22 protein-coding genes and 1 tRNA gene are annotated in these 25214 nt (G+C 65.7%); 17 read left to right on the top strand and 6 right to left on the bottom strand.

All coding sequences use genetic code 11. The features are described 5' to 3' along the window. Window positions 1-150: 150 nt before the first annotated feature. Both cobS and MTR65_RS05030 read right to left on the bottom strand, forming a co-directional pair. Window positions 151-1128, bottom strand: a complete 978-nt coding sequence (cobS, locus tag MTR65_RS05035; protein WP_413465125.1) for a cobaltochelatase subunit CobS — start codon at window positions 1126-1128, stop codon at window positions 151-153. A gap of 120 nt (window positions 1129-1248) precedes the next feature. Continuing rightward, window positions 1249-1986 carry a winged helix-turn-helix transcriptional regulator gene (locus MTR65_RS05030; protein ID WP_243797745.1) on the bottom strand — a complete coding sequence of 246 codons (738 nt, stop codon included), beginning with the start codon at window positions 1984-1986 and terminating at the stop codon, window positions 1249-1251. Between the two features lie 206 nt (window positions 1987-2192). Here MTR65_RS05030 and MTR65_RS05025 point away from each other — a divergent pair, with 206 nt between their 5' ends. Together MTR65_RS05025 and MTR65_RS05020 are read left to right on the top strand one after the other, a co-directional pair. Then, window positions 2193-2825, top strand: coding sequence for a glutathione S-transferase family protein (locus MTR65_RS05025; RefSeq protein WP_243797742.1), 633 nt, complete (start codon window positions 2193-2195; stop codon window positions 2823-2825). 30 nt (window positions 2826-2855) lie between these two features. Further along, window positions 2856-3338, top strand: coding sequence for a GFA family protein (locus MTR65_RS05020; protein ID WP_243797740.1), 483 nt, complete (start codon window positions 2856-2858; stop codon window positions 3336-3338). Between the two features lie 163 nt (window positions 3339-3501). Here MTR65_RS05020 and MTR65_RS05015 read toward each other — a convergent pair whose 3' ends face one another. Beyond that, complete coding sequence (locus tag MTR65_RS05015; RefSeq protein ID WP_243797737.1) at window positions 3502-4101, bottom strand: J domain-containing protein; 600 nt, start codon at window positions 4099-4101, stop codon at window positions 3502-3504. A gap of 40 nt (window positions 4102-4141) precedes the next feature. On the opposite strand from MTR65_RS05015, the gene MTR65_RS05010 reads away from it, so the two are divergent. The 6 genes from MTR65_RS05010 (at window position 4142) to MTR65_RS04985 (ending at window position 10144) form a co-directional block, all read left to right on the top strand. Then, window positions 4142-4414 carry a BolA family protein gene (locus tag MTR65_RS05010; protein ID WP_243797735.1) on the top strand — a complete coding sequence of 91 codons (273 nt, stop codon included), beginning with the start codon at window positions 4142-4144 and terminating at the stop codon, window positions 4412-4414. Window positions 4415-4521: 107 nt separating this feature from the next. Then, entirely contained in the window at window positions 4522-5178 is a 657-nt protein-coding gene (gene hisG / locus MTR65_RS05005) for an ATP phosphoribosyltransferase (protein ID WP_039393002.1), read from the top strand. Then, window positions 5178-6467, top strand: coding sequence for a histidinol dehydrogenase (hisD, locus tag MTR65_RS05000; protein ID WP_243797732.1), 1290 nt, complete (start codon window positions 5178-5180; stop codon window positions 6465-6467). Before hisG ends, hisD begins: the two co-directional genes overlap by 1 nt. Next, entirely contained in the window at window positions 6467-6910 is a 444-nt protein-coding gene (nusB, locus tag MTR65_RS04995; protein ID WP_243797729.1) for a transcription antitermination factor NusB, read from the top strand. Before hisD ends, nusB begins: the two co-directional genes overlap by 1 nt. Window positions 6911-6963: 53 nt before the next feature. Beyond that, complete coding sequence (thiL, locus tag MTR65_RS04990) at window positions 6964-7923, top strand: thiamine-phosphate kinase (RefSeq protein ID WP_243797727.1); 960 nt, start codon at window positions 6964-6966, stop codon at window positions 7921-7923. A gap of 118 nt (window positions 7924-8041) precedes the next feature. Then, window positions 8042-10144, top strand: a complete 2103-nt coding sequence (locus tag MTR65_RS04985; RefSeq protein WP_243797724.1) for a sodium-translocating pyrophosphatase — start codon at window positions 8042-8044, stop codon at window positions 10142-10144. 16 nt (window positions 10145-10160) lie between these two features. On the opposite strand, the gene uvrC is transcribed toward MTR65_RS04985, so the two are convergent. Both uvrC and MTR65_RS04975 read right to left on the bottom strand, forming a co-directional pair. Then, on the bottom strand, window positions 10161-12104 hold the full coding sequence (gene uvrC / locus MTR65_RS04980; RefSeq protein WP_243797721.1) for an excinuclease ABC subunit UvrC: 1944 nt from the start codon (window positions 12102-12104) through the stop codon (window positions 10161-10163). 76 nt (window positions 12105-12180) lie between these two features. Then, entirely contained in the window at window positions 12181-14898 is a 2718-nt protein-coding gene (locus tag MTR65_RS04975; protein WP_243797719.1) for a TonB-dependent receptor, read from the bottom strand. A 228-nt stretch (window positions 14899-15126) separates the two neighbouring features. Between MTR65_RS04975 and infA the strand changes: the two genes are divergently transcribed. The 9 genes from infA (at window position 15127) to MTR65_RS04930 (ending at window position 24385) form a co-directional block, all read left to right on the top strand. Further along, window positions 15127-15378 (top strand): translation initiation factor IF-1, encoded by a 252-nt coding sequence (gene infA / locus MTR65_RS04970; protein ID WP_039392992.1) that lies wholly within the window; start codon window positions 15127-15129, stop codon window positions 15376-15378. A gap of 18 nt (window positions 15379-15396) precedes the next feature. Continuing rightward, window positions 15397-15993, top strand: a complete 597-nt coding sequence (locus MTR65_RS04965) for a Maf family protein (protein WP_243797717.1) — start codon at window positions 15397-15399, stop codon at window positions 15991-15993. A gap of 7 nt (window positions 15994-16000) precedes the next feature. Continuing rightward, window positions 16001-16975 carry a ribonuclease gene (locus tag MTR65_RS04960; RefSeq protein ID WP_243797715.1) on the top strand — a complete coding sequence of 325 codons (975 nt, stop codon included), beginning with the start codon at window positions 16001-16003 and terminating at the stop codon, window positions 16973-16975. Beyond that, entirely contained in the window at window positions 16972-17163 is a 192-nt protein-coding gene (gene yacG, locus MTR65_RS04955; protein ID WP_243797713.1) for a DNA gyrase inhibitor YacG, read from the top strand. Before MTR65_RS04960 ends, yacG begins: the two co-directional genes overlap by 4 nt. Window positions 17164-17261: 98 nt before the next feature. Then, window positions 17262-17337, top strand: a tRNA-Phe gene (locus MTR65_RS04950). A gap of 665 nt (window positions 17338-18002) precedes the next feature. Continuing rightward, a complete protein-coding gene (locus tag MTR65_RS04945; protein ID WP_243797710.1) occupies window positions 18003-19085 on the top strand; it encodes an efflux RND transporter periplasmic adaptor subunit in 1083 nt (360 codons plus the stop codon). A 6-nt stretch (window positions 19086-19091) separates the two neighbouring features. Continuing rightward, on the top strand, window positions 19092-22304 hold the full coding sequence (locus tag MTR65_RS04940; RefSeq protein ID WP_243797708.1) for an efflux RND transporter permease subunit: 3213 nt from the start codon (window positions 19092-19094) through the stop codon (window positions 22302-22304). Then, on the top strand, window positions 22301-23743 hold the full coding sequence (locus tag MTR65_RS04935) for an efflux transporter outer membrane subunit (protein ID WP_243797705.1): 1443 nt from the start codon (window positions 22301-22303) through the stop codon (window positions 23741-23743). The genes MTR65_RS04940 and MTR65_RS04935 overlap by 4 nt, the downstream gene beginning before the upstream one ends. A 129-nt stretch (window positions 23744-23872) precedes the next feature. Next, on the top strand, window positions 23873-24385 hold the full coding sequence (locus MTR65_RS04930; RefSeq protein WP_243797702.1) for a MarR family winged helix-turn-helix transcriptional regulator: 513 nt from the start codon (window positions 23873-23875) through the stop codon (window positions 24383-24385). A gap of 93 nt (window positions 24386-24478) precedes the next feature. Here MTR65_RS04930 and MTR65_RS04925 read toward each other — a convergent pair whose 3' ends face one another. Beyond that, window positions 24479-25210, bottom strand: a complete 732-nt coding sequence (locus MTR65_RS04925) for a 3'(2'),5'-bisphosphate nucleotidase CysQ (RefSeq protein ID WP_419145031.1) — start codon at window positions 25208-25210, stop codon at window positions 24479-24481. Between the last annotated feature and the right edge of the window lie 4 nt (window positions 25211-25214).

Raw genomic sequence — 25214 nt, 5'->3', positions numbered from 1 at the left:
AACCCATTTCTCAGCATCACGTGAGTATTTTTCACCATGCGGCCGACGCAATTGCGCCCCGGACCGAGAGGTTTCCCTCCCGCTCCGGGGCGCAATTGCGATGTATCTTTGTCTTTCAAAGCCTTTGCCGCACCAAGGTGCGGCCTAAGATCAGGCCTTGCCGACGACGCTTTCGGGAAGGTCGTTGCCAAAGACGCGCTGGTAGTATTCGGCCACCAGCATGCGTTCGGTCTCGTCGCACTTGTTGAGGAACGAGAGTCGGAAGGCGAACCCCACGTCGTTGAAGATCGCGGTGTTCTGCGCCCAGGTGATGACGGTACGCGGGCTCATCACGGTGGAGATATCCCCATTCATGAAGCCCTGGCGCGAGAAGTCCGCCACCTTGACCATCTGCGCGATGACTTCGGGGGCGACCTGCGTGACCTTCTTGCTCACGATGTCGACTTCGGTTTCCGACGGGAGATAGTTGAGGCCGACAACCAGATTCCAGCGGTCCATCTGGCCCTGGTTGATCTGCTGCGTACCGTGGTAGAGGCCCGACGTGTCGCCAAGGCCCACGGTGTTGGCCGTCGCGAACAGGCGGAAGTGCTTGTCCGGACGGATCACGCGGTTCTGGTCGAGCAGCGTCAGCTTGCCCTCGGTCTCCAGGATGCGCTGGATCACGAACATCACGTCGGGACGGCCCGCGTCATATTCGTCGAAGACCAGCGCGACCGGGTGCTGCAGCGCCCAGGGGAGCAGACCTTCGCGAAATTCGGTAACCTGCATGCCATTGCGCAGCACGATCGCGTCACGGCCGATAAGGTCGATACGGCTGATGTGGGCATCGAGGTTGATGCGAATGCACGGCCAGTTGAGGCGGGCTGCGACCTGTTCGATATGGGTCGACTTGCCGGTGCCGTGATAGCCCTGGACCATCACGCGGCGGTTATAGGCAAAGCCGGCCAGGATCGCGAGCGTGGTGTCCGGATCGAACACGTAGGTCTCGTCAAGATCGGGAACGCGCTCGTCCGCCTCGGAGAAGGCAGGCACCTTCATGTCGATGTCGATCCCGAAGGTTTCGCGAACATCAAGTTCGATATCGGGTGCGGCGAGCACGGTGGCTTCGCGGTTCTCGGCTTGGGTCATCGCTGTCTCTGTCATCGCGCTACCCGACTAAAGGACAGAGCACCGCACCGCAACATGCTTTGCACCGCAAAGGCTTTTTCCCGGTCCACCGGTGTCTGCCACCCGTCGCGGTACGAGTGATCAGTGTGTTTCGGGAACCGGTTGCGCAAAAAGTCCTGCGAAGCGGTCTGCCAGAGCCGGATCGCCCTCACAGCGCAGGCCCTTGTCCGGCACATCACGCTCCCCGCGCGAAAAAAGCACCTCGTGCAGATCGCGGGCACTTCGCGCCGTGAAGCGCAGGTCCGGTGCGCGCAAGGCCGCACCTCCGGGATGAATGGTCATGCCGGAAGCGCGAACGCGCGCGGCAAACCGCTGCTCGGCAATGTCGAAAGCGACCCAAAGATCGAGCTCTCCAAAGCGTTCGGGAACCAGCCAGGCCCGCAAGGCGAGCATCAAGGCGACCGGGGTTAGCGGGAGTTCATCGCCCTGCACTTCCCCGTCGTGGTGCGCCCAGCGCACAAGCGAGCACAGCACGTCCTCAAGCCCCTGCCCCCATTGCGTGAGCCCGTAGGCACGCGCGGAGACCGGAGGCGGCAGCAGGCAAGGCTGGACCACGCCACTAGCTTCCAGCGTCTCCAGCCGCTCGCTCAGGATCTTCGCCGAGAGCCCCGGCAAGGCCGCGCGAATCTCGTTGAAGCGCCGCGCCCCCAGCAGGAGTTCACGCGCGATCAGCAGTGACCAGCGCTCCCCCATGAGCTCCAGCGCCTGCGCAGCTCCGCAGCCATCCTGGTACCAGCGCCGGGCCTTGTGGGCCGGAGCCTGCGCCAGTGCTGCCCCCGACGCGCCATCCTTTTCCCGCGAGATGTCCTGAAGTCCCATGGTTGCAATTGGTAACTCTCCGACAGACGCGGACAAAACAGGACTGTCTCCGGATCGGAGCGAAAAGGTCCGCTTTACCCCCGCGATATCCCGGCACGTCCACACCTTCGGTCCGCCGCGAAGCGATTGACGGCAGGGGCGCCATGCCGCAGCTTGCCCGAGACGAGGCGTGGCGCCAGCTGTGCGCCGGGCAAGGAGAGCGGTTCTTGGCTGACTACACGTTCTACACCAATCCCATGTCGCGCGGGCAGATCGCGCGCTGGGCCCTGCACGAAGTCGAAGCCGACTACGATCAGGAACTGGTCGACTGGAGCGCCAAGAGCGCGGATTTCCTTGCCGCGAACCCGATGGGCAAGGTACCCACCCTCATCCATCACGCCAACGAAGGCCCGCGCGTGGTGAGCGAGGCCGCCGCCGTCTGCCTCTATCTTGCCGAGATGCACCCCGAAGCCGAACTGTTACCCGACGACACGCAAATGGCGGATTACTATCGCTGGACCTTCTTCTGCGCAGGCCCCGTCGACCAGGCCCTCACCGCCAAGGCGCTGGGCTTCAGCCCCTCCGATGCACGGCAGGAGGGCCTCGTCAGCTTCGGCAATTTCGAGCGCCTGATCGCAACGCTCGATCACCTTCTCGTAGACCGCATGTGGGTGTGCGGTGAGCGCTTCACGATGGCCGATGTCTACGTCGGCAGCTCGATCGACTGGGGGCTCAATTTCGGACTGCTACCCCCCAACGAATCCTTCGTCGCCTATACCGAGCGTTGCCAGGCCCGCAGCGCCTACAAGGAGGCCAAGGCCATCGACGGCGCGCTGATCGCCAAGTCCGACAAGGCATGAGACACCCGTCGATCAAGGGAGTGTGATGCCATGCTGAGCGGAGAGGAAGGCGGCTGCGACTGTGGCAAGGTGCGCTATCGGCTCGAAGCCGAACCCATCGTCACCAAGTGCTGCCACTGCCATGCCTGCCAACGCCAGACCGGCAGCGCCTTTGCCCTCAACCTTGTGATCGAAACCGTGCACATCACCCTGCTCGGCGAATCCCCCGAAGCGGTGGAAATGCCCACCCAAAGCGGCCACGGGCAGGCGAACTTCCGATGCCCCCACTGCCGCATCTCGCTGTGGTCCACCTTCCACCAGGCCGGAGACAAGGCGCGCTTCGTGCGGGCTGGCACCCTCGACAGCACGCACGCCGTGGTTCCCGACCTCCATATCTTCACCAAGGCCAAGCAGTACTGGGTCGTCATCCCGGAAGGCGCCGAAGCCTTCGAGGCCTTCTACCGCGGCAAGGACGTCCCGCGCGTCTTCGGCGAGGCCAATGCCGCACGCTGGAAAGCCGTGCTGGAGCGGTAAATCCAAGAAGTATGTTTCAAGGGGCCATCGCCCCTTGACCCCAGAATGGGCGACCTCACCTCTCTCGGCCCACGCAGCTGGTGAGAGGTGAGCTCGACGGTATGGGGAGCCCGAGGGCGATGACCCTCGGAAATCATTTCTTCACACTATCCTGAACTTGCCCTCAGGCGAAAGCCGCCGCCTTCTTGAGCAGGTTGTAGGCCTCGACCACCTTCTGCAGCTTTTCGGCGTGGCCGTGATCGCCGCCGTTCTGGTCGGGATGGTACTGACGCAGGAGGCGGGTGTAGCGCATGCGCATCGTCTTGCGGTCGACATCGAGTTCGAGGCCGAGCACCTTCAGAGCGCTGCGTTCGGCCACCGTAAAGCGGGCGTTGGCGCGCATCTCGTCCTGGACCTCGCTGCGGCGGCGCTTGACGTGCTGGCGGGCACGGGCCTGGATCGCCTCCAATGGATCGGAGAAATGCGCCCAGTGCGGCGCACCGTCGACCGTCTCATCAGGGCGGAAGGCGCGCGCGGTGTGCTCCCAGCCGTGCAGCGGGGACTGCGCGCGGAAGATTTCCTCGGCCTCCATCCCCTCGAAATAGTCGTAGCCCGCGTTGAACTCGCGCACGTGCTCAAGGCAGAACCACCGGTAGTCGCCCGGCCCGTCGAAACTGGGCGAACGCGAGCCCGGCGCGCGAAATTCGCCCGCCTCTTCACATCCCGGCCAGCTGCATTCGCGCCCGTCGGAATCGTATCTTCCATGAAATCTATGCTGTCTCACCCGCTTCAAGATGGGCGAAACAGTCGCTAAATGAAACCCCATGACCGGACCTATCGCCCAGGAAATCGCCCAGCGCCTGACCGCTGCCCTTGCTCCCACCCAGCTCGAGATCGTCAACGACTCGGCCCATCACGCGGGCCACATGGGCGATGACGGTACGGGCGAATCGCATTTCACGATCCATATCGAAAGTGCAGAATTTGCAGGCGTTTCGCGCCTCCAGCGCCAGCGCATGGTGAACGCTGCGCTGGGCGACATTCCCGGCGAGCGGGTCCATGCCCTTGCCATCAAGGCGCGCGCGCCCGGCGAGTGATCGCGTCCTGCGAATTTGCCTCGCGATTTTGGCGATGAGCGCCATCGCCAAAATCGCGGGCTTCTGCAGGTTGCCCTTTGGCCTGCGTGCGCCTAAATGCGCGCACCATGCCGACACCTTTGACCTTTGCCGTGCCCAAGGGGCGTATTCTCGATGAAGCTCTGCCGCTGATGGCGCGCGCAGGCGTTGTTCCCGACGCCGAGTTTCATGACAAGAAGTCGCGCGCGCTTTCCTTTGCGTGCGAGAACAGCGACATGCGCCTCATCCGCGTGCGCGCGTTCGACGTCGCGACATTCGTCGCGCACGGCGCTGCGCAGGTCGGCATCGTCGGCTCGGACGTGGTCGAGGAGTTCAATTACCCCGATCTCTACGCGCCGGTCGATCTCGATATCGGGCACTGCCACCTCTCGGTCGCCGAGATCAAGGGCGAGCAGACCGACACGCTGCCCTCGCACCTGCGCGTTGCCAGCAAGTATCCCAACCTCACCCGCCGCCACTTTGAAAAGCTGGGCGTGCAGGCTGAGGTCGTGAAGCTCAATGGTGCGATGGAACTGGCCCCGACGCTCGGCCTTTCCAGCCGCATCGTCGATCTTGTCTCGACGGGCCGGACCCTGAAGGAAAACGGTCTGATCGAGACGAGCAAGATCCTCGAGATCTCCGCGCGCCTCATCGTCAACCGCGCCGCGCTCAAGACCGACGAGCGCGTGGCCGCCCTCGTCGATGCCTTCCGCGCCGCCGTCGCGCGCGAGAAGGAAGCCGCCTGATGCAGCGCCTTTCCACCCGCGATCCCGGCTTCGAGGAGGCGTTCGCACGCGTCGTCGATGACCGGCGCGAAAGCGCGACCGACGTTGCCGCCGATGTCGCCGCGATCCTCAAGGATGTGCGCACGCGCGGTGATGCTGCGCTCGCTGAACTGACCGCGAAGTTCGACGGCCACGACCTGGATGCCTCAGGCTGGCAGGTCTCGGCGCAGGACTGCAAGGCCGCCTTCGACGCACTCGAACCCGACCTTCGCACCGCGCTCGAACTCGCCGCAGCGCGCATCCGCGCCTACCACGAGGCCCAGCTGCCCGAGAACCGCGACTACACCGATGCAGCGGGCGTGCGCCTGGGCGCGGTCTGGCGCGGGGTCGATGCCGCCGGGCTTTACGTGCCGGGTGGCCGTGCCGCCTACCCCTCCTCGATGCTGATGAACGCCATTCCCGCCAAGGTTGCGGGCGTGGAGCGCCTCGTCGTTGTCACCCCGACGCCCAGGGGCGAAGTGAATGCGCTGGTGCTCGCCGCCGCGCACCTCGCCGGTGTCGACGAAGTCTGGCGCGTGGGCGGTGCCCACGCGGTGGGCGCGCTTGCTTATGGCACCGAGCGCATTGCGCCGGTCGACGTCATCACCGGCCCGGGCAACGCCTGGGTCGCCGAAGCCAAGCGCCAGCTTTACGGCGTCGTCGGCATCGACATGGTTGCAGGGCCAAGCGAAATCCTCGTGATCGCGGATGGCCAGAACGATCCGGTCCACACCGCCGCCGACCTTCTCAGCCAGGCCGAGCACGACCCGACCTCGCAGTCGATCCTCATCACCGACGACGCCGCCTTCGCCGATGCTGTCGCCAATGCCGTCGAGAGTGAGCTCACGAAGCTGTCGACCGAAGGCACCGCGCGCACTTCGTGGAACGACAATGGCGTCATCGTCGTGGTCGAAAACTTCGACGAAGCGCCTGCGCTTGCCAATCGCCTTGCCGCCGAGCACGTCGAGATTGCCACCGACGATCCCGAAGCGATCTTTGCCAGGATCCGCCACGCAGGCTCGGTGTTCCTCGGGCGCATGACCCCCGAAGCGGTCGGGGACTATGTCGCTGGCCCCAACCACGTTCTTCCCACCGGGCGCCGCGCGCGCTTCTCCTCGGGGCTTTCCGTGCTGGACTTCATGAAGCGCACCAGCTTCATCCAGCTTGACGAAGCCGCCCTTGGCGCCGTCGGCCCCGCCGCCGTGGCGCTGGCCGAGGCCGAGGGTCTTCCCGCGCACGCCCGCTCCGTTTCCGTAAGGCTTGAAAAGTAATGTCCGGTTCCAAGAAATCGCGGGCTGCCGCCCGTCTCGCCGCCGTCCAGGCGCTTTACCAGTTCGACATGGAAGGCACGCCCCAGGCCAGCCTCCTCGACGAATTCCGCCGCCATCGCCTCGGCATGGAAATCGACGACGAGAAGTTCGCCGATGCGGACATTCCCTTCTTCGACGACGTGGTGAAGGGCGTGATCGCGCGCCGCGACGAGATCGACGAAGCGCTCTCGGCCAAACTGGCCGAAGGCTGGGCCCTTACCCGCCTCGACAAGACCATGCTGCAGATCCTGCGCGCCGGTGGCTACGAGCTGATGGCCCGCGCCGACGTGCCGACCGGTGCGGTCATCACGGAATACGTCGATGTCGCCCACGCCTTCTTCGACGAGCGCGAAGCCAAGTTCGTGAACGGCGTCCTTGACGCGGTCGCGAAGTCGGTCCGCTAAGCCCGCTACCCGGATTGACCGGAACCCCGCGTTCCGGTCTATCCTCTCATCCCATGAGCTCCGAAACCGCCTTCATCTCGGCGCTGCGCAACCTTGCCTCCAGCACCGCTGCGCGCGGATTGATGGACGATGCCGCCGTCCTGAACGTGGGCGGCGCAGACCTGGTCCTGACCATGGACACCGTGGTCGAGAGCGTGCATTTCCTCCCCGACGATCCGGCGCAGGACGTGGCTTGGAAGCTGGTCGCGGTCAACGCGTCGGACCTTTCGGCCAAGGGGGCATCCCCGCTCGGCTGCCTCTATTCGCACGCGCTGGGCGAGGACGCATGGGACACCGCCTTCCTGGAAGGACTGGCCGAGGCCTGCCGCCATTTTGCGCTACCGCTGCTGGGCGGCGATACCGTCCGCATGCCCGAGAGTGCGCCGCGCAGCTTTTCGCTCACCGCACTTGGCCAAGGCCCCAAAGGCACCGAGCCGCCCGCGCGCACGATGGCGCGCGTCGGCGATATCGTGTGGGTCAGCGGAACGATCGGCGATTCCGGGCTCGGCCTCGACATCCTCTTGGGAAAACGAACGGCAACCGGGCCAGAAGCGGACTGGCTGAAGGCGCGCTACCGCCGCCCCATGCCCCTCACCCCGCTCGGCCCGGCGCTTGCGCCCTACGTTCATGCGATGATGGATGTCTCGGACGGCCTCCTCGTCGACCTCTCGCGCCTGGCGGCCGCCAGCCATGTCGGCGCCCGGATCGAACTTGAAGCCGTGCCGCTGTCTTCGGCCTATGCGGCGATTGCCGGAACCACGCGCGAAGCCCGCATGAAAGCAGCCTGTGCGGGCGATGACTATGTCCTGCTTTTCACCGCGCCGCCGGAAAACACGGCCGACATCGAAGCGATCACCAAGGCCACGGGCGGCGCGGTTCATGCGCTCGGCGCGATCCAGGCCGAGGCAGTCCTGCGCCTCACCTGCGAGGGCACGGATATCCCCCTCCCGGCCCACCTTGGCTACGAGCACTGAGCCCACTCCCTGTGACAAGCAACTTGCCAGTTTCCCGGCACAGGCGTAGCTCTGAGAACACCTGAGCGGGCAAAACCCGCCGCAAGAACGATAATAACAGTGGGAAGGGGACAATCGCGTGAATGCACTCACGATTGCAATCGCCCTGGGTGGGATGGCGCTGATCTACGGCTTCGTCACCAGCCGGTTCGTGCTCGGCGCCGATGCGGGCAACACCCGCATGCAGGAAATCGCCGCCGCCATCCAGGAAGGCGCACAGGCCTACCTCAAACGTCAGTACACCACCATTTCCATCGTCGGCGTGGTCGTCGCCGTGATCCTCTTCCTGACACTGGGCGCGATTTCGGCGACCGGCTTCGTGATCGGCGCGGTGCTGTCCGGAACGGCGGGCTTCATCGGCATGACCATATCGGTGCGCGCCAATGTGCGCACCGCCTCGGCCGCACAGGACGGTTTGCAGGAGGGTCTTACCCTTGCCTTCCGGGCAGGTGCCATCACCGGCCTTCTGGTGGCGGGCCTTGCCCTTCTCGCGATAGCCGTCTTCTCCTGGTACCTGACCGGGCCCGCCGGCCATGCCTGGAGCGGCGAGGACCGCAGCGTCGTCAACGGCCTCACAGGCCTCGCCTTCGGGGCCTCGCTCATCTCGATCTTCGCGCGTCTGGGCGGCGGCATATTCACCAAGGCCGCAGACGTGGGCGCGGACCTGGTCGGCAAGGTCGAGGCCGGCATTCCCGAAGATGACCCGCGCAACCCTGCTGTCATTGCCGACAACGTGGGCGACAATGTGGGCGACTGCGCGGGAATGGCCGCCGACCTGTTCGAAACCTACGTCGTGACCGTGGGCGCGACAATGATCCTCACCGCGCTGCTGCTGGGCGATATCGGCCTGCAGCTCCCCTCGCTCATGGCGCTTCCGCTGCTGATCGGCGGGGCCTGCATCGTCACCTCGATCGTGGGCACCTTCTTCGTCAAGCTGGGCCGTAAGGCCAATATCATGGGCGCCATGTACAAGGGCTTCCTGGTCTCGGCCGTACTCTCCGTCCCGGCGATCTGGCTTGCCATCTCCTATGCCCTTGGCGGCATGGCGAGTGAGTTCCAGGTCGGCGCGCGCGAAGTTCATGGCTTCGACCTGTTCCACAGCGCGATGGTGGGCCTTGCCATCACAGGGCTCATCATCTGGATCACCGAGTACTACACGGGCACCGGCTTTCGCCCCGTCAAGTCCATCGCCAAGGCCTCGGTCACGGGGCACGGCACCAATGTCATCCAGGGCCTTGCGATAAGCCTGGAGGCGACGGCCCTCCCCACCCTGCTGATTGTCGCCGGGATCATCATGGCCCACCAGATCGCAGGCCTCTTGGGCATTGCCTATGCGGCGACCGCCATGCTGGCGCTGGCGGGTATGGTCGTGGCGCTCGACGCCTATGGGCCCGTCACCGACAACGCAGGCGGTATTGCCGAGATGGCGGGGCTCGATGACAGCGTGCGCGCCAAGACCGACGCGCTCGATGCGGTCGGCAACACGACCAAGGCCGTCACCAAGGGCTACGCCATCGGTTCGGCCGGCCTTGCCGCGCTGGTGCTCTTCGCCGCCTACACCACGGACCTGCGCGAGTTCTTCCCCGAACTCACCGTCGATTTCAGCCTGGAGAACCCCTACGTCATCGTTGGCCTGCTCCTGGGCGCGCTCCTGCCCTACCTCTTCGGCGCGATGGGCATGACCGCTGTCGGGCGCGCCGCGGGCGATGTCGTGCGCGACGTGCGCGAGCAGTTCAAGGCGAACCCGGGCATCATGACCCACCAGACCCGCCCCGACTATGCACGCACGGTCGATCTGGTCACCAAGGCCGCGATCAAGGAGATGATCGTACCTTCGCTGCTCCCGGTGCTGGCGCCCATCGTGGTCTATTTCGCGATCACGCTGGTGGCAGGCCGGGAGAACGGCTTTGCCGCGCTCGGCGCGCTGCTGCTGGGGGTCATCGTCGGCGGCCTGTTCCTCGCGCTGTCGATGACCTCGGGCGGCGGGGCCTGGGACAACGCCAAGAAGTACATCGAGGACGGCAACTTCGGGGGCAAGGGCTCTGAAGCCCACAAGGCCGCCGTCACCGGCGACACCGTGGGCGACCCTTACAAGGACACCGCCGGACCGGCCGTGAACCCGATGATCAAGATCACCAACATCGTCGCGCTCCTGCTTCTTGCCGCGCTCGCGGCAGGTTAGGCGCGCGCCGCTTCGATCACCCGCCGGGGTGGTAGAAATCGTAGATTGTGCGCGCCACGGCCGCACTGACGCCCGGCGCACGCTGCAGGTCTTCCAGGCTCGCCGCGCGCACCTTACCCGCCGTCCCGAAGTGAAGCAGCAGCGCACGCTTGCGCGCCGGGCCGATACCCGGGATCTCGTCGAGCGGGCTCGCCGTGATGGCGCGGCTGCGCTTGGCGCGGTGCGCCCCGATGACGTAGCGGTGAACCTCATCGCGCAGGCGCTGGAGATAGAACAGCACCGGAGAATTGACCGGCAGCATCTTCTCGCGCCCATCGGGGAAATGGAACACCTCGCGGCCCTCGCGCCCGTGGTGGGGACCCTTGGCGATGGCGATCAGCGTCACGTCCTCGACGCCCAGTTCCTCCAGCGCCTCCTTGACCGCGCTCATCTGCCCCTTGCCACCGTCGATCAGGACAAGATCGGGCCAGGTGCCGCTTTCACGGTCCGGGTCCTCCTCCATCGCGCGCCCGAAACGGCGGGTCATGACCTCGCGCATCATCGCATAGTCGTCGTTCGACTGCGCCTCGCGGATGTTGAACTTGCGGTACTGGTTCTTGATGTAGCCCTCGGGCCCCGCAACGACCATCGCGCCCAGGGCCTTGGTGCCCTGGATGTGCGAGTTGTCGTAGACCTCGATGCGCTGCGGGATCTCGGGAAGTTCCAGGAACTCGGCCATCTCGCGCATGACCTTGGCCTGCGTGCCGCGTTCGGCCAGCCGCCGCTCCAGGGCCTCGACCGCGTTGCGCGTCGCCTGTTCGATCAGGCGGCGGCGCGATCCACGCTGGGGGACCGAGATTTCCACCTTGTGCCCGGCCAGTTCGCGGAAGGCTTCGGAGAGCAGGTCGTTCTCGGGAACTTCGCGGTCAACCAGGATCACCTTGGCGGGCGGTACTTCCTCATAGAACTGGGTGAGGAAGCTCTGCAGCACCTGCTCGTCGGTAAGGCCCTCGGTGTGGGTCGGGAAGAAGGCGCGGTGGCCCCAGTTCTGCCCGCCGCGGATGAAGAAGGCCTGGATGCCGACCTGTCCATTGTTCACCGCCATCGCGAAGATGTCGGCGCTGTCGAGCCCCTCGGCGTTGATCGCCTGGCTGCCCTGGATGAAGGTCGCCGCGCGCAGGCGGTCACGCAGCATGGCGGCGCGCTCGAAGTCGAGCGCTTCGGCCGCCTCGGCCATCTGCGCTTCGATCTTGCGCTGTACCGCGTTGGATTTGCCACCCAGGAAGTCCTTCGCCTCGCGCACCAGTTCACCGTAGCCCGCCTCGTCTATGCGGCCCACGCACGGCGCCGAGCAGCGCTTGATCTGGTAGAGCAGGCAGGGACGATCACGACGTGCAAAAAAGCTGTCCGTACAGCTCCTTAGAAGAAATAGCTTCTGAAGCGCATTAATCGTGGTGTTGACCGATCCCGCGCTGGCGAAAGGGCCATAGTAGTTGCCCTTGGCCTTGCGCGCGCCGCGGTGCTTCATGATCCGCGGATACTCGTGATCGGCGCGCAGAAGGATGAAGGGGAACGACTTGTCGTCGCGCAAGAGCACATTGTAGGCGGGCCGGTAGCGCTTGATGAGCTGCGCTTCCAGGAGCAGCGCCTCGGCCTCGGAATTGGTCGTGACGATGGTCATCGAGCGGGTCTGGCTGACCATGCGCTGGAGACGCGAGGGCAGGCGTTCCCACTGCGTGTAGTTGGCAACGCGGTTGCGCAGCACACGGGCCTTGCCGACGTACAGGACCTCGCCGCGCGAATCCTGCATACGGTAGACGCCCGGGCGCGTGGGCAGCGTGCGCACGGTATCGCGGATCACCTCGACACCGGCTTCCAGGTCGGGCTTGTCCGACCCACGCACGGTGGAGGTGGCCCGATCCTCGTTGAAGCGTTCGGTGCCCTGGGGTGTTTCCGGAGTTCCGGCCGGTGTTCGCGACATGTCCTCCAGATAGGGGCACGGACGGCGCTTCTCCAGCCCCGTCCGCGTCCTATCCGCAGTTAAGCGGTGCCTGGCATCAGAACAGCTTGCGGAAGTCGATACCGATGACGCGCCCTTGCGGGTCGCGGTAGCCGCGCTGGTAGGCAATCGGGATCTCGCCCCCGGCATTGGTCACCTTCTGGCGCGAATCGAGGATGTTATCGACCGTAAAGGAGAGGCGCGAACCCTTGAGGAAGGGCATCTTCTGAACCAGGCTTTCCTTGCCCCCCAGGTCCACGAAGATGCGCAGGTCGAGCACGAAGGTGCTGCCAAAGCGCAGGTCCGAGCTGCCCGGCGCGCCGGTCCCGTTGACGTGTGCGGGCGCGCTCCATTCGCCCTTCAGGCGCGCGCCGTTGCCGTTGAGGAAAAACCCGCCCTCGGCCTCGATCGAATGGCGCGGCGTGCCGCCAGCGGCCAGCGATTCGCCCGACAGCTGGTCGAGCACGGGGCTGTTCGGGCCGATGCGCACGTCTTCGGACAGGCGCCAGGTGTGGTAGAGCGAGAGGTTCCAGCGCCCGCCCGGAGGACCGCGACGTGCGGGCGGCGGCGAGGCGGGCGCAGCAGCTCCTCCGGCGCGCGACGGCGGACCGTCCGAATTGCAGATCCGCTCACGCATCGCGGCGAGGCGTTCCTTGTCGATCGAGCCGTCTTCCTTGCGCAGACGCGCCAGCATCGGTTCGGGCAGCGCGGAAAGGTCAGGCTCCTGTCCTTCCGTGCACAGCGCCGCCTTGATCGCCTCGAAACGGGCCGGATCGAAGTTGCGCCCGCCGCCAGGACGACCAGGACCGCGCCGGGCTTCGCTGTTCTGCGCCCGCGCCGGAGCGCCTGCCGAGGAAGGCTCGTTAGCACCCAGACTGCCGCTGATGTTGAAGCCCCAGCGCACGTTCGAGCTCGACACCTTGTCGAAAGTCACCGGACGCTGATCGATGGCGATGAGCGAGCCATTCTGATCGCGCGTCACCCGGTCCGGGAACGCGGCCTCAATGGCAGGCGTCAGCAGCGGGAACGATTGCGAGACATTGTCCGAGCGGTTGCGGAAATACTCCAGGACCAGATTCGAACGGTCAAGGAAAGGCAGCTGCCAGTTGGCCGAGAGCTTGATGTCGCGCCGCTTTTCCTTGAGGAGATCCGGATTGCCCCCGCTCGTCGCGGTCACCAGCGCCGTTGTCGAATTGGTGAAGTCGTAGACCGAGACGTTGTAATTGACGATCTGCGGCGAGCCCAGCTGCGAGAGCGTGGGCGCGGCCTCTTCGCCGAGGTACGTCGCCTGGAGCGTCAGCGTCTCGGTCGGCGACCAGGAAAGACCCGCGGTCCAGTTGGTCAGCGTGCCGAAGTCGGAGAGGTGGTTGATCCCGGCCCCCAGGTTCAGCGAGAGATCGCCGATGGCATCGAGGAAATAGTTGTTCCGGCTCGTCAACGGCAGCGCCAGGTTTAGGCCCGCCGAGACATCGCCGCGCGTCAGGCGCACGGTGTCGAACTCGCTGCGGGTGTCATCGCTCAGCGTGCGCGAGTAGTCGTAGCCCGCCTTGAGCGTCAGGCTCGCATCCCCCGCCGGAAGGCTGACCGGGCGGCCCGACAAGGTGGCCAGCGAGGTCAGCGCCAGCGTGCGGTTGCGCGCGAAGTCGACGCCCGGGCCGGGAAGCTCGGGCAAGGCGCCCGCAATGTCGATATTGCCGGCAAGCGCATCGGCCTCGATCGCGCTCGTGTCGCGGCGACGGTCCACGCGGGTTGCGGTGTCGGTATAGGCTCCGTCACCAGTGATGCTGAGCTGCCAGCCGTCGATCTGCCGGTTGTAGCCCAGACCACCTTCGAACAGGTCGGTCGAGACCCGCCGCGCGAGCGGATCATCATACGTGCGGATCTCGGAATTGCCCGCGCCGTCGCTCAACGTGAACGTGTCGAGGCCCGAGAGCGAATTGGTGACTGTGCGCGTATAGGCGAGGTTCCCGGTGATCTGGCCGTTCATGCCCCCTTCGCCCAGGCCTTGCGTGACGGTGCCGTTGATTTCCAGTTCGGATTCGTCGCCCGCAAGGCTGCGGAAGCGGCGCGGATCGGGATCGCCCGCCACGGTCGGCATCTCGCCCGGCTCGCGCGCGATACCCCGCTCGTCCTCGGTCAGCATCGAGGTCTCGGTGAGCTTGGCCGACAGGTTGTAGCGGCGCGGACCCGAAACGCTGAAAATGCCGGTTTCCAGCTCATAATTGTCATAGCCGCCGCGCGTCGGACGGTTGTATTCGCCCGCGCCGGTTCCCGCCGCAAAGTTGTCCTTGAGGATCAGGTTGACGACGCGCTGGTCCGCCGAATAGCCGAATTGCAGCGCCACTTCCTCGGGCAGGACCTGCATCTGCCGGATGGCTTCGGGCGGAATGTTGCGCATCTCGCGCCAGCTGGTGATGCGCAGGCCGTTGACCAGCATCACCGGACGCCCGCCGCCGCGCCCACGCCCGCTTCCCGTCTGGGGCGAGATCGCGTCGAGCAGCTCGGCGATGGAGGACGCGCCATAAGCCGCGATGTCGCTTTCCTCGAAGGTCTGGATCGGCTCGTAGGGCGTATCGACAGCGCCGGGCAGCACGCTGCGGCCGGTCACGATGATCTCGTTACCGATGACGGCGTCGGAACCGAGCGCCCCGCCGAGTTCTTCCTCATCGTCCGTATTCGTGGCCGCGCTGCCCTGCGGGACCGACATGTCCTGGGCTGCGGCAAGTGCCGGCATCGAAACACTGGTGGCCAAGGCCAGAAGGTAGGTCAGTCGCAAACACTGTCTCCGTAAAGAAATTCGGCCTCTCCCTGTGACGTCCTGCTGCCGTTTCGGATGTGCTTCGACAAGCCTTCGCGCGGTATCACTTTGTCGCAAATTGTGGGTCCTGCGACAGGCCAATAAGTCCCGATTGGCCTTCTTGTTGCGTGAAGGCTTCCATTTTGGCCGGTTGATGGCTATGTCGCGCCGCAAACACCCTACAAAACGATTGGATATTGATCGCCAATGGCGAAAGAAGAACTTCTCGAAATGCGCGGCCGCATCGTTGAGCTGCTGCCCAACGCCATGTTCCGCGTCGAACTGGAAAACGGCCATGAGATCCTCGGCCACACGGCAGGCAAGATGCGCAAGAACCGCATCCGCGTGCTGGTGGGCGACGAGGTGCTGGTCGAACTGACCCCCTACGACCTGACCAAAGGCCGTATCACCTACCGCTTCATGCCCGGACGCGGCGGCCCCGGCGGCTACTCGTCCTGATCACCCAGTTGATCTGCCATGACCGTAACTGCTGACGCGGCGCCTGCGCCGCGCCTGGTCCTGGCCTCTGCCAGCCCGCGCCGCCGCGAATTGCTCGCGCGGCTCGGGGTGACACCCGACGCGATCTGCGCCGCCGACATCGACGAGACGCCCGCAAAGGCCGAGCTTCCGCGTGTCTACGCCCGCCGCATGGCGCGTGAGAAGGCGCTGGCGATTCCGGGCAGCGACGCCCACATCCTCGCGGGCGACACCGTGGTTTCCTGCGGCCGGCGCATCCTCCCCAAGGCCGAGGACGAGGCGACGGCTCGCGCTTGCCTCAAGCTGCTGTCGGGCCGACGCCACCGCGTCCTCAGCGCGCTAGCCTTGCGCCATCCCGATGGCACGCTGCACGAGCGCCTGAGCGAAACCGTGGTCCGATTCAAGCCCCTGACCACCGAGGAAATCGACGGCTACATCGCCAGTGGCGACTGGGACGGCAAGGCTGGTGGCTACGCCATCCAGGGCCGTGCCGAGGGCCTGATCGCCTGGATTCAGGGCAGCCATTCGGCCGTGGTCGGCCTACCCCTGTTCGAAGCCCGCGCCCTGTTGAAGGCCGCTGGCTTCGCCCTCACCTGACATTTCGATGCCGCGCTGGCTGATCGAGGACGGCATCGGCGAGACCCGCGCCGTCCTCGTCGAGGATGGCGAGATACTGGCCGCACGCCTGTTCCTCCCCGGTGAGACGCGCGCGGGCGCCATCATCGAGGCCAGGCTCGTCGCGCGCCAATCCGGTTCACGGCGCGGCACGGTGCGCCTGCCCTCGGGCGAGGAAGCCCTGATCGACGGACTTGAGAAGAGCGCCAGCGAGGGGGCACCCTTGCGTGTTGTCGTGACACGCAGCGCCATCCGCGAGGGCCGCCGCGTCAAGCGCATGCAGGTACGCCCGACCGACAAGGCGCTCTGCCCGCCGCCCACGCCGCGCGAGGAACTGGAACGCGATGGCTTTCCCATCGAGCAGGTGCGCCGCTTCCCGGACGATCCCTGGCCCGAGCTTGTACTTCAGGCTCTCGACGGACAGATCCCCTTTCCCGGCGGCACGCTCCTTGTCAGCCCGACCCCAGCGATGACACTGATCGACATCGACGGTGCCCTCCCCCCAGCCACCCTGGCCATGGCCGCCGTCCCCGCAATTGCCGCGTGCATCGGTCAATTCGATCTCAACGGGGCGATCGGCATCGATTTTCCCTCGCTCGAGCGCAAGGACGAGCGCCGCGCCGTCGATACGGCCCTGGCCGCAGCGCTCGACCACTGGCCTCACCAGTCCACGGCCATGAATGGCTTTGGCTTCGTCCAGTTCGTCGCCCGCTGCGAGGGCCCTTCCCTGTTGCACCGCGTGCACAACGATCCTGCCGCCGCCGGGGCACGCCTGCTGCTGCGCCGGGCCGAAGCCGTGAGCGAGCCGGGAATCCTCCTCCTTGGTGCCTCGAGCGCCGTGCGCGCCGCGGTGCGCCCCGAATGGGAAGAGGAACTTGCCCGCCGCACCGGGCGCTCGCTGCGCTGGAGCGTGGACGATGGCCTTGCCCTTGGCGGTGGTTTCGCGCAGGCCGTCGCATCATGACGACTCCCAAACGCACCTGCCCGATCTGCCGCAAGGCCCGGTCCGAGGAACATTCTCCCTTTTGTTCAAAGCGCTGCCGGGACCGCGACCTGCTGCAGTGGCTTGATGGCGGCTATGCCCTGCCGGGGCCTCCCGATCTTTCTTCGAGCGATTTGGCCCCGTTTTCCGGGGATCAGGAGGAAGATTGAAAAAACTTGCCAATTTAGGGCTTGCAACGAATCAATCCCTTCTTCATAGGCCCGCAACCAGCTGATCGGCGGTGAACGAAAACCCCGATCATGAAGATGCCCGAGTAGCTCAGTTGGTAGAGCATGCGACTGAAAATCGCAGTGTCGGTGGTTCGAATCCGCCCTCGGGCACCACTTCCCCATGAAGCTGGTGCAACGCTGAAAGCCTGAAAAAGCCAGGTAGATCAGCGCCTCATTTAAAATTTCAGATCGTATCTTTTCGGCGCGCGTCGTGGCGACCGGCACCTTTGCAAGCTGGAACAACTCGCCGATGTGAAGAGTTATTCACTTGGCTTGCAACCTCGATCCTTCGAGACTGCGATCCGTCGCGCGCCCTTTCCCGGGACACGCGGCGCGCGTGCCCGTGCCCGAGGCGGCTCCTCCTCCAAACCTCCGCTGTTTCGGCACGGGCGCGCAAAAACGCAGGCACCAGGCTCGCCTCCCCCTCCCGAACGCGCGCGAATACAGGGCACTTCGACACCGTCCCGGGTCCTCGGCAGACGCGAATTGTCGCAAGTTCTCCTCGCGCCAGAGCAGACATCTCGCCGCAAACGGCTGATACGCGGGAATATTCTGTTCGGACGCCGAATTCAGTCGTCACAAATTGTCGCACAGCGTCCACAAGTGCTTGCACTGCGCTACAATTCTTTCGATACGGCGCATTCCCCGCGACTGAGGTTACCGGCTTGTACTACTCCCCATTTTCGCATGCCTTCCACCATTGCAAACCGGCTCTTGCGGCCCTCATGCTCGCAAGTGTCGCGGTTTCCGGCTGTTCGCAGCAGGAGGCAGGCCCCGGAATGGGCGGGCGCGAAGTCGAAGTGGGGATCATCGAGGCCAAGCCCAGCACGGTGCCGATGCCGGTTTCGCTGAACGCACGCACGGTCGCCTACGAAACCTCCGAAGTGCGCCCGCAGGTAACGGGCGTGATCAAGAAGATCTACTTCACGCAAGGCTCCACCGTCCGGGCCGGACAACCTCTCTACCAGATCGACCCCAGCCTCTACCGCGCGGCCGTCCATGAAGCGGAAGCCAACCTCGCCAGCGCGAAGGCCACGGCTGAATCCGCCAAGGCTCGCGCGGCGCGTCTCAAGCCGCTCGCCGAGATGGAAGCTGTCGCCCGGCAGGACTACACCGACGCCAAGGCCGATGCAGGCGTCGCCCAGGCTGCCATCGCGCAGGCCAGCGCCGCGCTGGAGACCGCGCGCGTCAACTTGCGCTTCTCCACCGTCCCTGCCCCGATCTCGGGCACCATCGGGCGCAACCTGGTCACTGTCGGCGCGCTCGTCAGCGACAATCAGACCGAGCCGATGGCGGTGATCCAGCGCACCGATCCGATGTACGTCGACATGCAGCAATCGGCCTCCGAGCTTGTCGCGCTGCGCCGTCAGCTGAGCCAGGGCGGCGCGCAGCCCGGCAGCACCGAAGTGCGCCTCCAGCTCGACGACGGCACCGACTACGGATTGCCCGGCCAGGTCCAGTTCTCCGAAGTGACCGTCAACCAGGACACCGGCACGGTCACCTTGCGCGCGCAGTTCCCCAATCCCGAAGGGCTGCTGCTGCCCGGCATGTTCGCAACCGCGATCTTCGACCAGGCCCGCAACCCGGGCGCCTTCCTCGTCCCCCAGGGCGCCGTGCAGCGCGATTTCGACGGGACCGGGTACGTCATGCTGGCAGGGCCGGACGGTAAGGCGGTGCGCCGCAACCTCGATGCCGGGCGCACCTACAAGGAATTCTTCGTCGTCACCAAGGGCTTGAAGAAGGGCGACAGGATCATCGTGCAGGGCCTCAACGGCCTCAGGCAGGGCATGCCGGTCAAGGCCGTGGCGGCTTCGGAGCCGCAGCCGGTGGAACGCCCCAAGCCAGCCGGGCAGGGTCGCTAAGCCCCCATGTCACGGATCTTCATCGACCGCCCCATCTTCGCATGGGTGCTTGCCATCGTGGTCATGCTCGCCGGGCTTGGCGCGCTCATGTTCCTGCCCAACGAGCAGTATCCCGACATCGCGCCGACCCAGGTCAACATCAGCGCGACCTATACCGGCGCCTCGGCCGAAACAATCGAGAACAGCGTCACCCAGGTCATCGAGCAGAACCTGACCGGCATCGACGGCCTTCTCTATTTCAGCTCGCAGTCGAGCAACCGAGGCCGCGCCTCGATCAGCGCAATCTTCGCCAAGGGCACCGATCCCGACATCGCGCAGGTCCAGGTCCAGAACAAAGTCCAGTCGGCGCTCTCGCGCCTGCCCCAGGCCGTGCAGGCGCAGGGCGTGCGCGTCACCAAGTCGAACCCGGACCAGCTGATGGTCGTCTCGGTCTACGATTCGACCGGTAACCGTTCCAACCAGGACGTCTCCGACTACCTCACGTCCAACATCCAGGACCCGCTTTCGCGCGTCGAGGGCGTGGGTGAGGTCAACGTCTTTGGCGCACCGCACGCGATGCGCATCTGGCTCGATCCGCGCAAGCTCTCGGCTGTCTCGCTGATCCCGGCCGACGTCGTCTCGGCGATCCAGGCCCAGAACACCGAAGTCGCCGCAGGCAGCGTGGGCGATCTGCCCGCACCGGACGATCAGGCGCTGACCGCCACGGTCACGGCGGGCTCGCGCTTGCAGACCGCCGAACAGTTCCGGGCCATCGTGGTGAAGAGCAACCCCGACGGTTCGACCGTCACGGTGGGCGATCTTGGCCGTGTCGAAATGGGCGCGGAAAGCTATTCCGTCGTCACCAACTACAACGGTTTCCCCGGCGCGGGCCTGTCCGTCTCGCTCTCGCCGGGCGCCGACGCGCTGGCCACGGCGCAGCGGGTCAAGGCCAAGGTCGAGGAACTCGCGCTAAACATGCCCGAGGGCATCAAGTTCGAGTACGGCCGCGACAGCACCAAGTTCATCCAGCTTTCGGTCGACGAAGTCGAAAAGGCCCTGTTCGAGGCGATCATCCTCGTCGTCATCGTCATGTTCGTGTTCCTGCAAAGCTGGCGCGCGACGCTGATCCCGGCCATCGCGGTTCCGGTCGTGCTGCTGGGCACTTTTGCAATCTTCTACCTCATGGGCTTCTCGCTCAACACATTGACGCTGTTCGGCCTCGTCCTGGCCATCGGCCTCCTCGTCGATGACGCCATCGTCGTGGTCGAGAACGTCGAACGCCTGCTCGAGGAAAATCCGGGCATGAGCGCGCGCGACGCGACGCTGGAGTCCATGAAGGAAATCCAGGTCGCGCTGATCGCGATCGGCCTTGTGCTCTCGGCCGTGTTCATGCCGATGGCCTTTTTCGGGGGCTCCACCGGCGTCATCTACCGCCAGTTCTCGCTCACCATCGTTGCAGCCATGGTCCTCTCGGTGCTCGTGGCCCTCGTACTCAGCCCGGCGCTGTGCGCGCAGCTTCTCAAGGGCAAGAACCGGGCCCCTGATCGCAAGAAGACCTGGACCGAACGTCATTTGCCCTGGCTCGCACGCGCCTGGGAGAAGTTCCACACCTGGTTCAACCGCTCGTTTGACAGGATGAGCGATGCCTACGCGCGCCAGGTCGAGACCGTGGTCGCCCACAAGTGGCGCTGGCTTGCACTTTTCGCCTTTATCTGTGCGGGCACCTTCTTCCTGTTCCAGCGCCTGCCCACCGGGTTCCTCCCCAATGAGGACCAGGGGGACATCATGGTGCAGTGGCGCTTGCCCTCCGGCACACCGCGCTCGGAAACCGAAGAGATCCAGCACATCGTCGAGCAGTACTTCCTCAAGGAAGAAGCCGAAAACATCACCGGTCTGTTCGCCATCTCGGGCGGCGGTCCGGGCGGATCGGGTCAGAATGCCGGCTCCAGCTTCATCCGCCTGCGCGACTGGTCCGAGCGCACGCGCCCCGATCAGGCCGCGACCGCCATTGTCGCACGCGCCAACCAGGCCTTCGCCAAGCTGCGCAACGCGCAGGTCTTCGTCCTCGTGCCCGGCGCGATCCGCGGTCTTGGACAGTCCTCTGGCTTCACCATGGAGCTGCAGAACCAGTCGGGCCTGACGCGTGAGAAATTCCAGGAGGTGCGCGACCAGCTGCTCGCCGCCGCACAGGCCGACGAGCGCCTCTCCAGCGTGCGCCTCTCCGACCTTCCCGAGGTGTCCACGCTCAAGGTCGACAACAACATCGCCGCCCTCACCGCCTATGGCCTGACGCCCGCCAACGTGAATTCGACGTTGCAGACCGCCTGGGGTGGCACTTACGTCAACGACTTCATCGACAAGGGCCGCGTGAAGCGCGTCTACGTGCAGGGCGAACCGGATTCGCGCTCGCGCCCGGAAGACCTCTACAAGTGGTTCGTGCGCGGTTCGGACAACCAGATGGTGCCCTTCTCCGCCTTTGCGAAAACCAGCTGGTCAACCGCACCCAGTTCCACCTCGCGCTTCAACGGCCTGATGGCCTACGAATTCTCGGGCACGCCCGCCGATGGGGTCAGCTCGGGTACGGCGATGGACGTGATGGAAGAGCTCTCGCACCAGTTCCAGGGCATTTCGGTCGCCTGGGCGGGCTCGTCCTATCAGGAGCGCCTCTCCTCGGGGCAGGCGCCGCTGCTCTATGCGCTCTCGCTGCTGGTCGTGTTCCTGTGCCTTGCCGCGCTCTATGAAAGCTGGTCGATCCCGATTGCGGTGATCCTGATCATTCCGCTGGGCCTCCTCGGAGCGATCCTTGCGGTTACGCTGCGCGGGCTGGAGAACGACGTTTACCTGCAGATCGGCCTGCTCACAACGATGGGCCTAGCCGCGAAGAACGCCATCCTGATGATCGAATTTGCCGAACAGGCCGAGCGTCAGGGCATGCGCGTGATCGAGGCCGCGGTCGAGGCTGCGCGCATCCGCCTGCGCCCGATCCTGATGACGAGCTTCGCCTTCATCTTCGGCGTGATCCCGCTCGCGACCGCCTCGGGCGCTGGCGCCAACAGCCGCATCGCCATCGGCACCTCGGTGGTGGGCGGCATGCTGACCGCCACGATTCTTGCCATCTTCTTCATTCCGCTGTTCTTCGTGATCGTGCGCCGCAGCGTGCGCGACGGCCTGGCCGCGGTCCGCGCCCGCCTCGAAACGCGCCGCGAGAAGAAGTCCTCCAACGCAGGAGACGCGGCATGAGGCCGTCCATGCGCATCACCCGCGCGCGCCTGAAGCGCACCAGCGCCCTCCTTGCCGCTGCGCTGCTGGGCGCCTGTTCGATGGCGCCCAAGTACGTCCAGCCAGACAGCCCGGTGCCCCAGTCCTGGCCTGACGGTGAAGCCTACCGCGACACGGTGAGCGCCGAGCCGCGCCCGCTCACCTATGCCGAGGTCTTCGCGGACCCCGCGCTGCAGGGGCTGATCGCACAAGCACTGGAGAACAACCGCAACCTCCGGGTCGCGGCGGCCAATATCGCGGCCGCCCGCGCACAGGTGAAAGTAACCCGGGCCAACCAGTTCCCGGCCCTTGCCACCACCGCATCCGCCACCCACCAGGAAACGGGGGGCGGCTTTGGCCTCAACGGCTGGTCCTACGCCCTTCGCGCCGGCGTCTCGAACTTCGAGCTCGACCTGTTCGGGCGGCTCAAGAATGCCACCGCCGCGCAGGTCAACACCGCGCTTTCGACCGAAGCGGCCGCGCGCACCGTACAGCTGGGCCTTATTGCCGACATCGCGCAAGGCTGGGCCACTTACGCCGCGGACCGTGAACTGCTGCGCATCGCCGAAGACACCGCGCGCATTGCAGGCGAAAGCGTGCGCCTGACCCGGGCACGCCTCGAAGGCGGGATCGCGGCGCGCAGCGAACTGCGTCAGGCCCAGCAGGTGCTCGAAACCGCGCGCAGCGACCTTGCCGCCCAGAAGACCGCGCTTGCCCAGGACGTCAACGCCCTTCGCCTGCTCGTCGGCGCGGACTTCGACGAAAGTGCGCTTCCCGGCAGCATCACGCGCGTCAACGCCGCTCTTGCCGAAGTCCCGGCCAGTGCCGATACGACCATCCTGCTCAGCCGTCCCGATGTGCTGGAGGCCGAGTATTCCCTGCGTGCGGCCAACGCCAACATCGGAGTGGCGCGCGCACAGCTCTTCCCCACCATCTCGCTCTCGGCTCTGACCGGCTTTGCCGCGCAGTCGCTCTCCGGGCTCTTCGACGAGGCCTCGCGCTCCACCAGCTATGGCGGCAGCGGTGAATGGTCGATCTTCAACGCGGGCGGCCGCAGCGCCAATGTCGGCGTCGCCAAGGCCCAGCGCGATGCTGCGCTCGCAGCCTACGAAGGTGCGATCCAGACCGCCTTTCGCGAGACCGCCGACGCGCTCGCCGACCAGGGCACCATCGCCGAGCGTCTGAATGCGGCCACCAACTTCACCGAAGTCTCTGCCGACAACGCGCGCCTCGTCGAGGCGACCTACCGGCAGGGTATGGCCAGTTCGCTCGAGAACCTCGATGCCCAGCGCAGCCTCTATGCCGCGCGACAGGCCGAAGTGGGCATGCGACTTGCCCGCGCGGTCAATCGCATCACGCTTTACCGCGTGCTCGGCGGCGAGTGGGTGAGCCAGCCGCGCCCTGACGAGGCGACGAACTAGGCACCCGCCCATGCAATCGGCGCAGCGCGCGTCCACTTGACCCCGCGTGCGCGACACGCGATGGGCAGCGACGCACCGTGCGTGCCGCCTTGTCCCACGGGGCACAACAAGGGCGCACCTGCGCGGGCGATGCGCGACTACGAGGAACAAGACGTGAGCACCAATGCGCCGGATGCCAGCACCGGCAAGACCATGAAATCGCTGTTCACCGAGACAGATACGCTGCAGCGGCAGGTCGGCATCCGCCTTTCCGTCCTCGCCCGGTTGCTGCGCAACACCTTCGACCGGAAGGCCGCCTCGCTCCAGGCGACCCGCTCGCAATGGACGATGATCGCAATTGTCGCACGCTACCCCGGCTCGACCCAGCGCTGTATCGCCGAATATCTCGACATGTCCGAGGCCTCGGCCGGACGGCTGATCGACAAGCTGTGCCAGGAAGGCCTGCTGGAGCGCCGCACCAAGGAGGACGATCGGCGCGCGCGCGTTGTCTATGTAACCGAGGCTGCCGCCCCGGTACTCGGCGCTTTGGGCCAAGCCGCAACCGAGAACGAGGCTCAGCTCTTCAAAGGCTTCAGCGACGGCGAACTCGAACAGATGTGCGCGTTCATGGACCGCATCCACGCCAACGCCAGCGAAGGCTGAGCCCGTCCGGGCACCTCCGCTCTCCACCCCATACGCGAAAGGCCCGCCCCGGCTTCCCGGGACGGGCCTTTCGCGTTTTCATAGACATGGGTGTCAGAGGAAGGCCTTGACCTTCTCCAGCACCATATCGGCATGCTCCTTCCGGCAGATCAGCAGGTCGGGCATATATACGTCTTCCTGGTTGTAGACGAGCGGACTGCCATCGATGCGTGAGGCATGAAGGCCCCAACCCAGTGCGACCGCTGCGGGCGCGCAGCTGTCCCACTCGTACTGCCCGCCCGAGTGCAGGTAGATGTCCGCCTCGCCGCGCAGGATCGCCATGGCCTTGGCGCCGGCCGAGCCCATCGGGACGAGCTCGCCGCCGATGGCCTCGCATACGCCGGTCGCTTCCTTGGCGGGACGCGTACGGCTCACCACCATGCGCAGCTTCTCGGGCGCAGCCGGGATCTCACCCGGCTGATCCGAACGCAGCACCATGTCGGCCCCCGGAAGTGCGACCGCGCCCAGCGTCGGCACGCCGTTCACCGCCATGCCGACATGGACCGCCCAGTCGGCGCGCGCTTCGCCATATTCACGCGTGCCGTCGACCGGGTCGACGATCCACACGCGCTCCTTGGCGAGGCGCTCGGCGTTGTCCTTCTCCTCTTCGGAGAGAAGGCCGTCCTCGGCGCGCTGCTCGCGCAGCGCGTGAACGAGGAACTGGTTGGCCGTCTGGTCTCCGGCCTTGCCGAGGGACTTGCCCTCGAACATGCCGGATTCGCGTACCTCGATGAGGATCTTGCCTGCGACGCTGGCAAGATGGGCGGCCAGATCGCCGTCGGTCATCGTC

The sequence above is a fragment of the Novosphingobium mangrovi genome (genome assembly GCF_022818885.1).
GTDB classification, from domain to species: domain Bacteria; phylum Pseudomonadota; class Alphaproteobacteria; order Sphingomonadales; family Sphingomonadaceae; genus Novosphingobium; species Novosphingobium mangrovi.
This window is presented reverse-complemented; position numbering and strand designations above follow the sequence as displayed.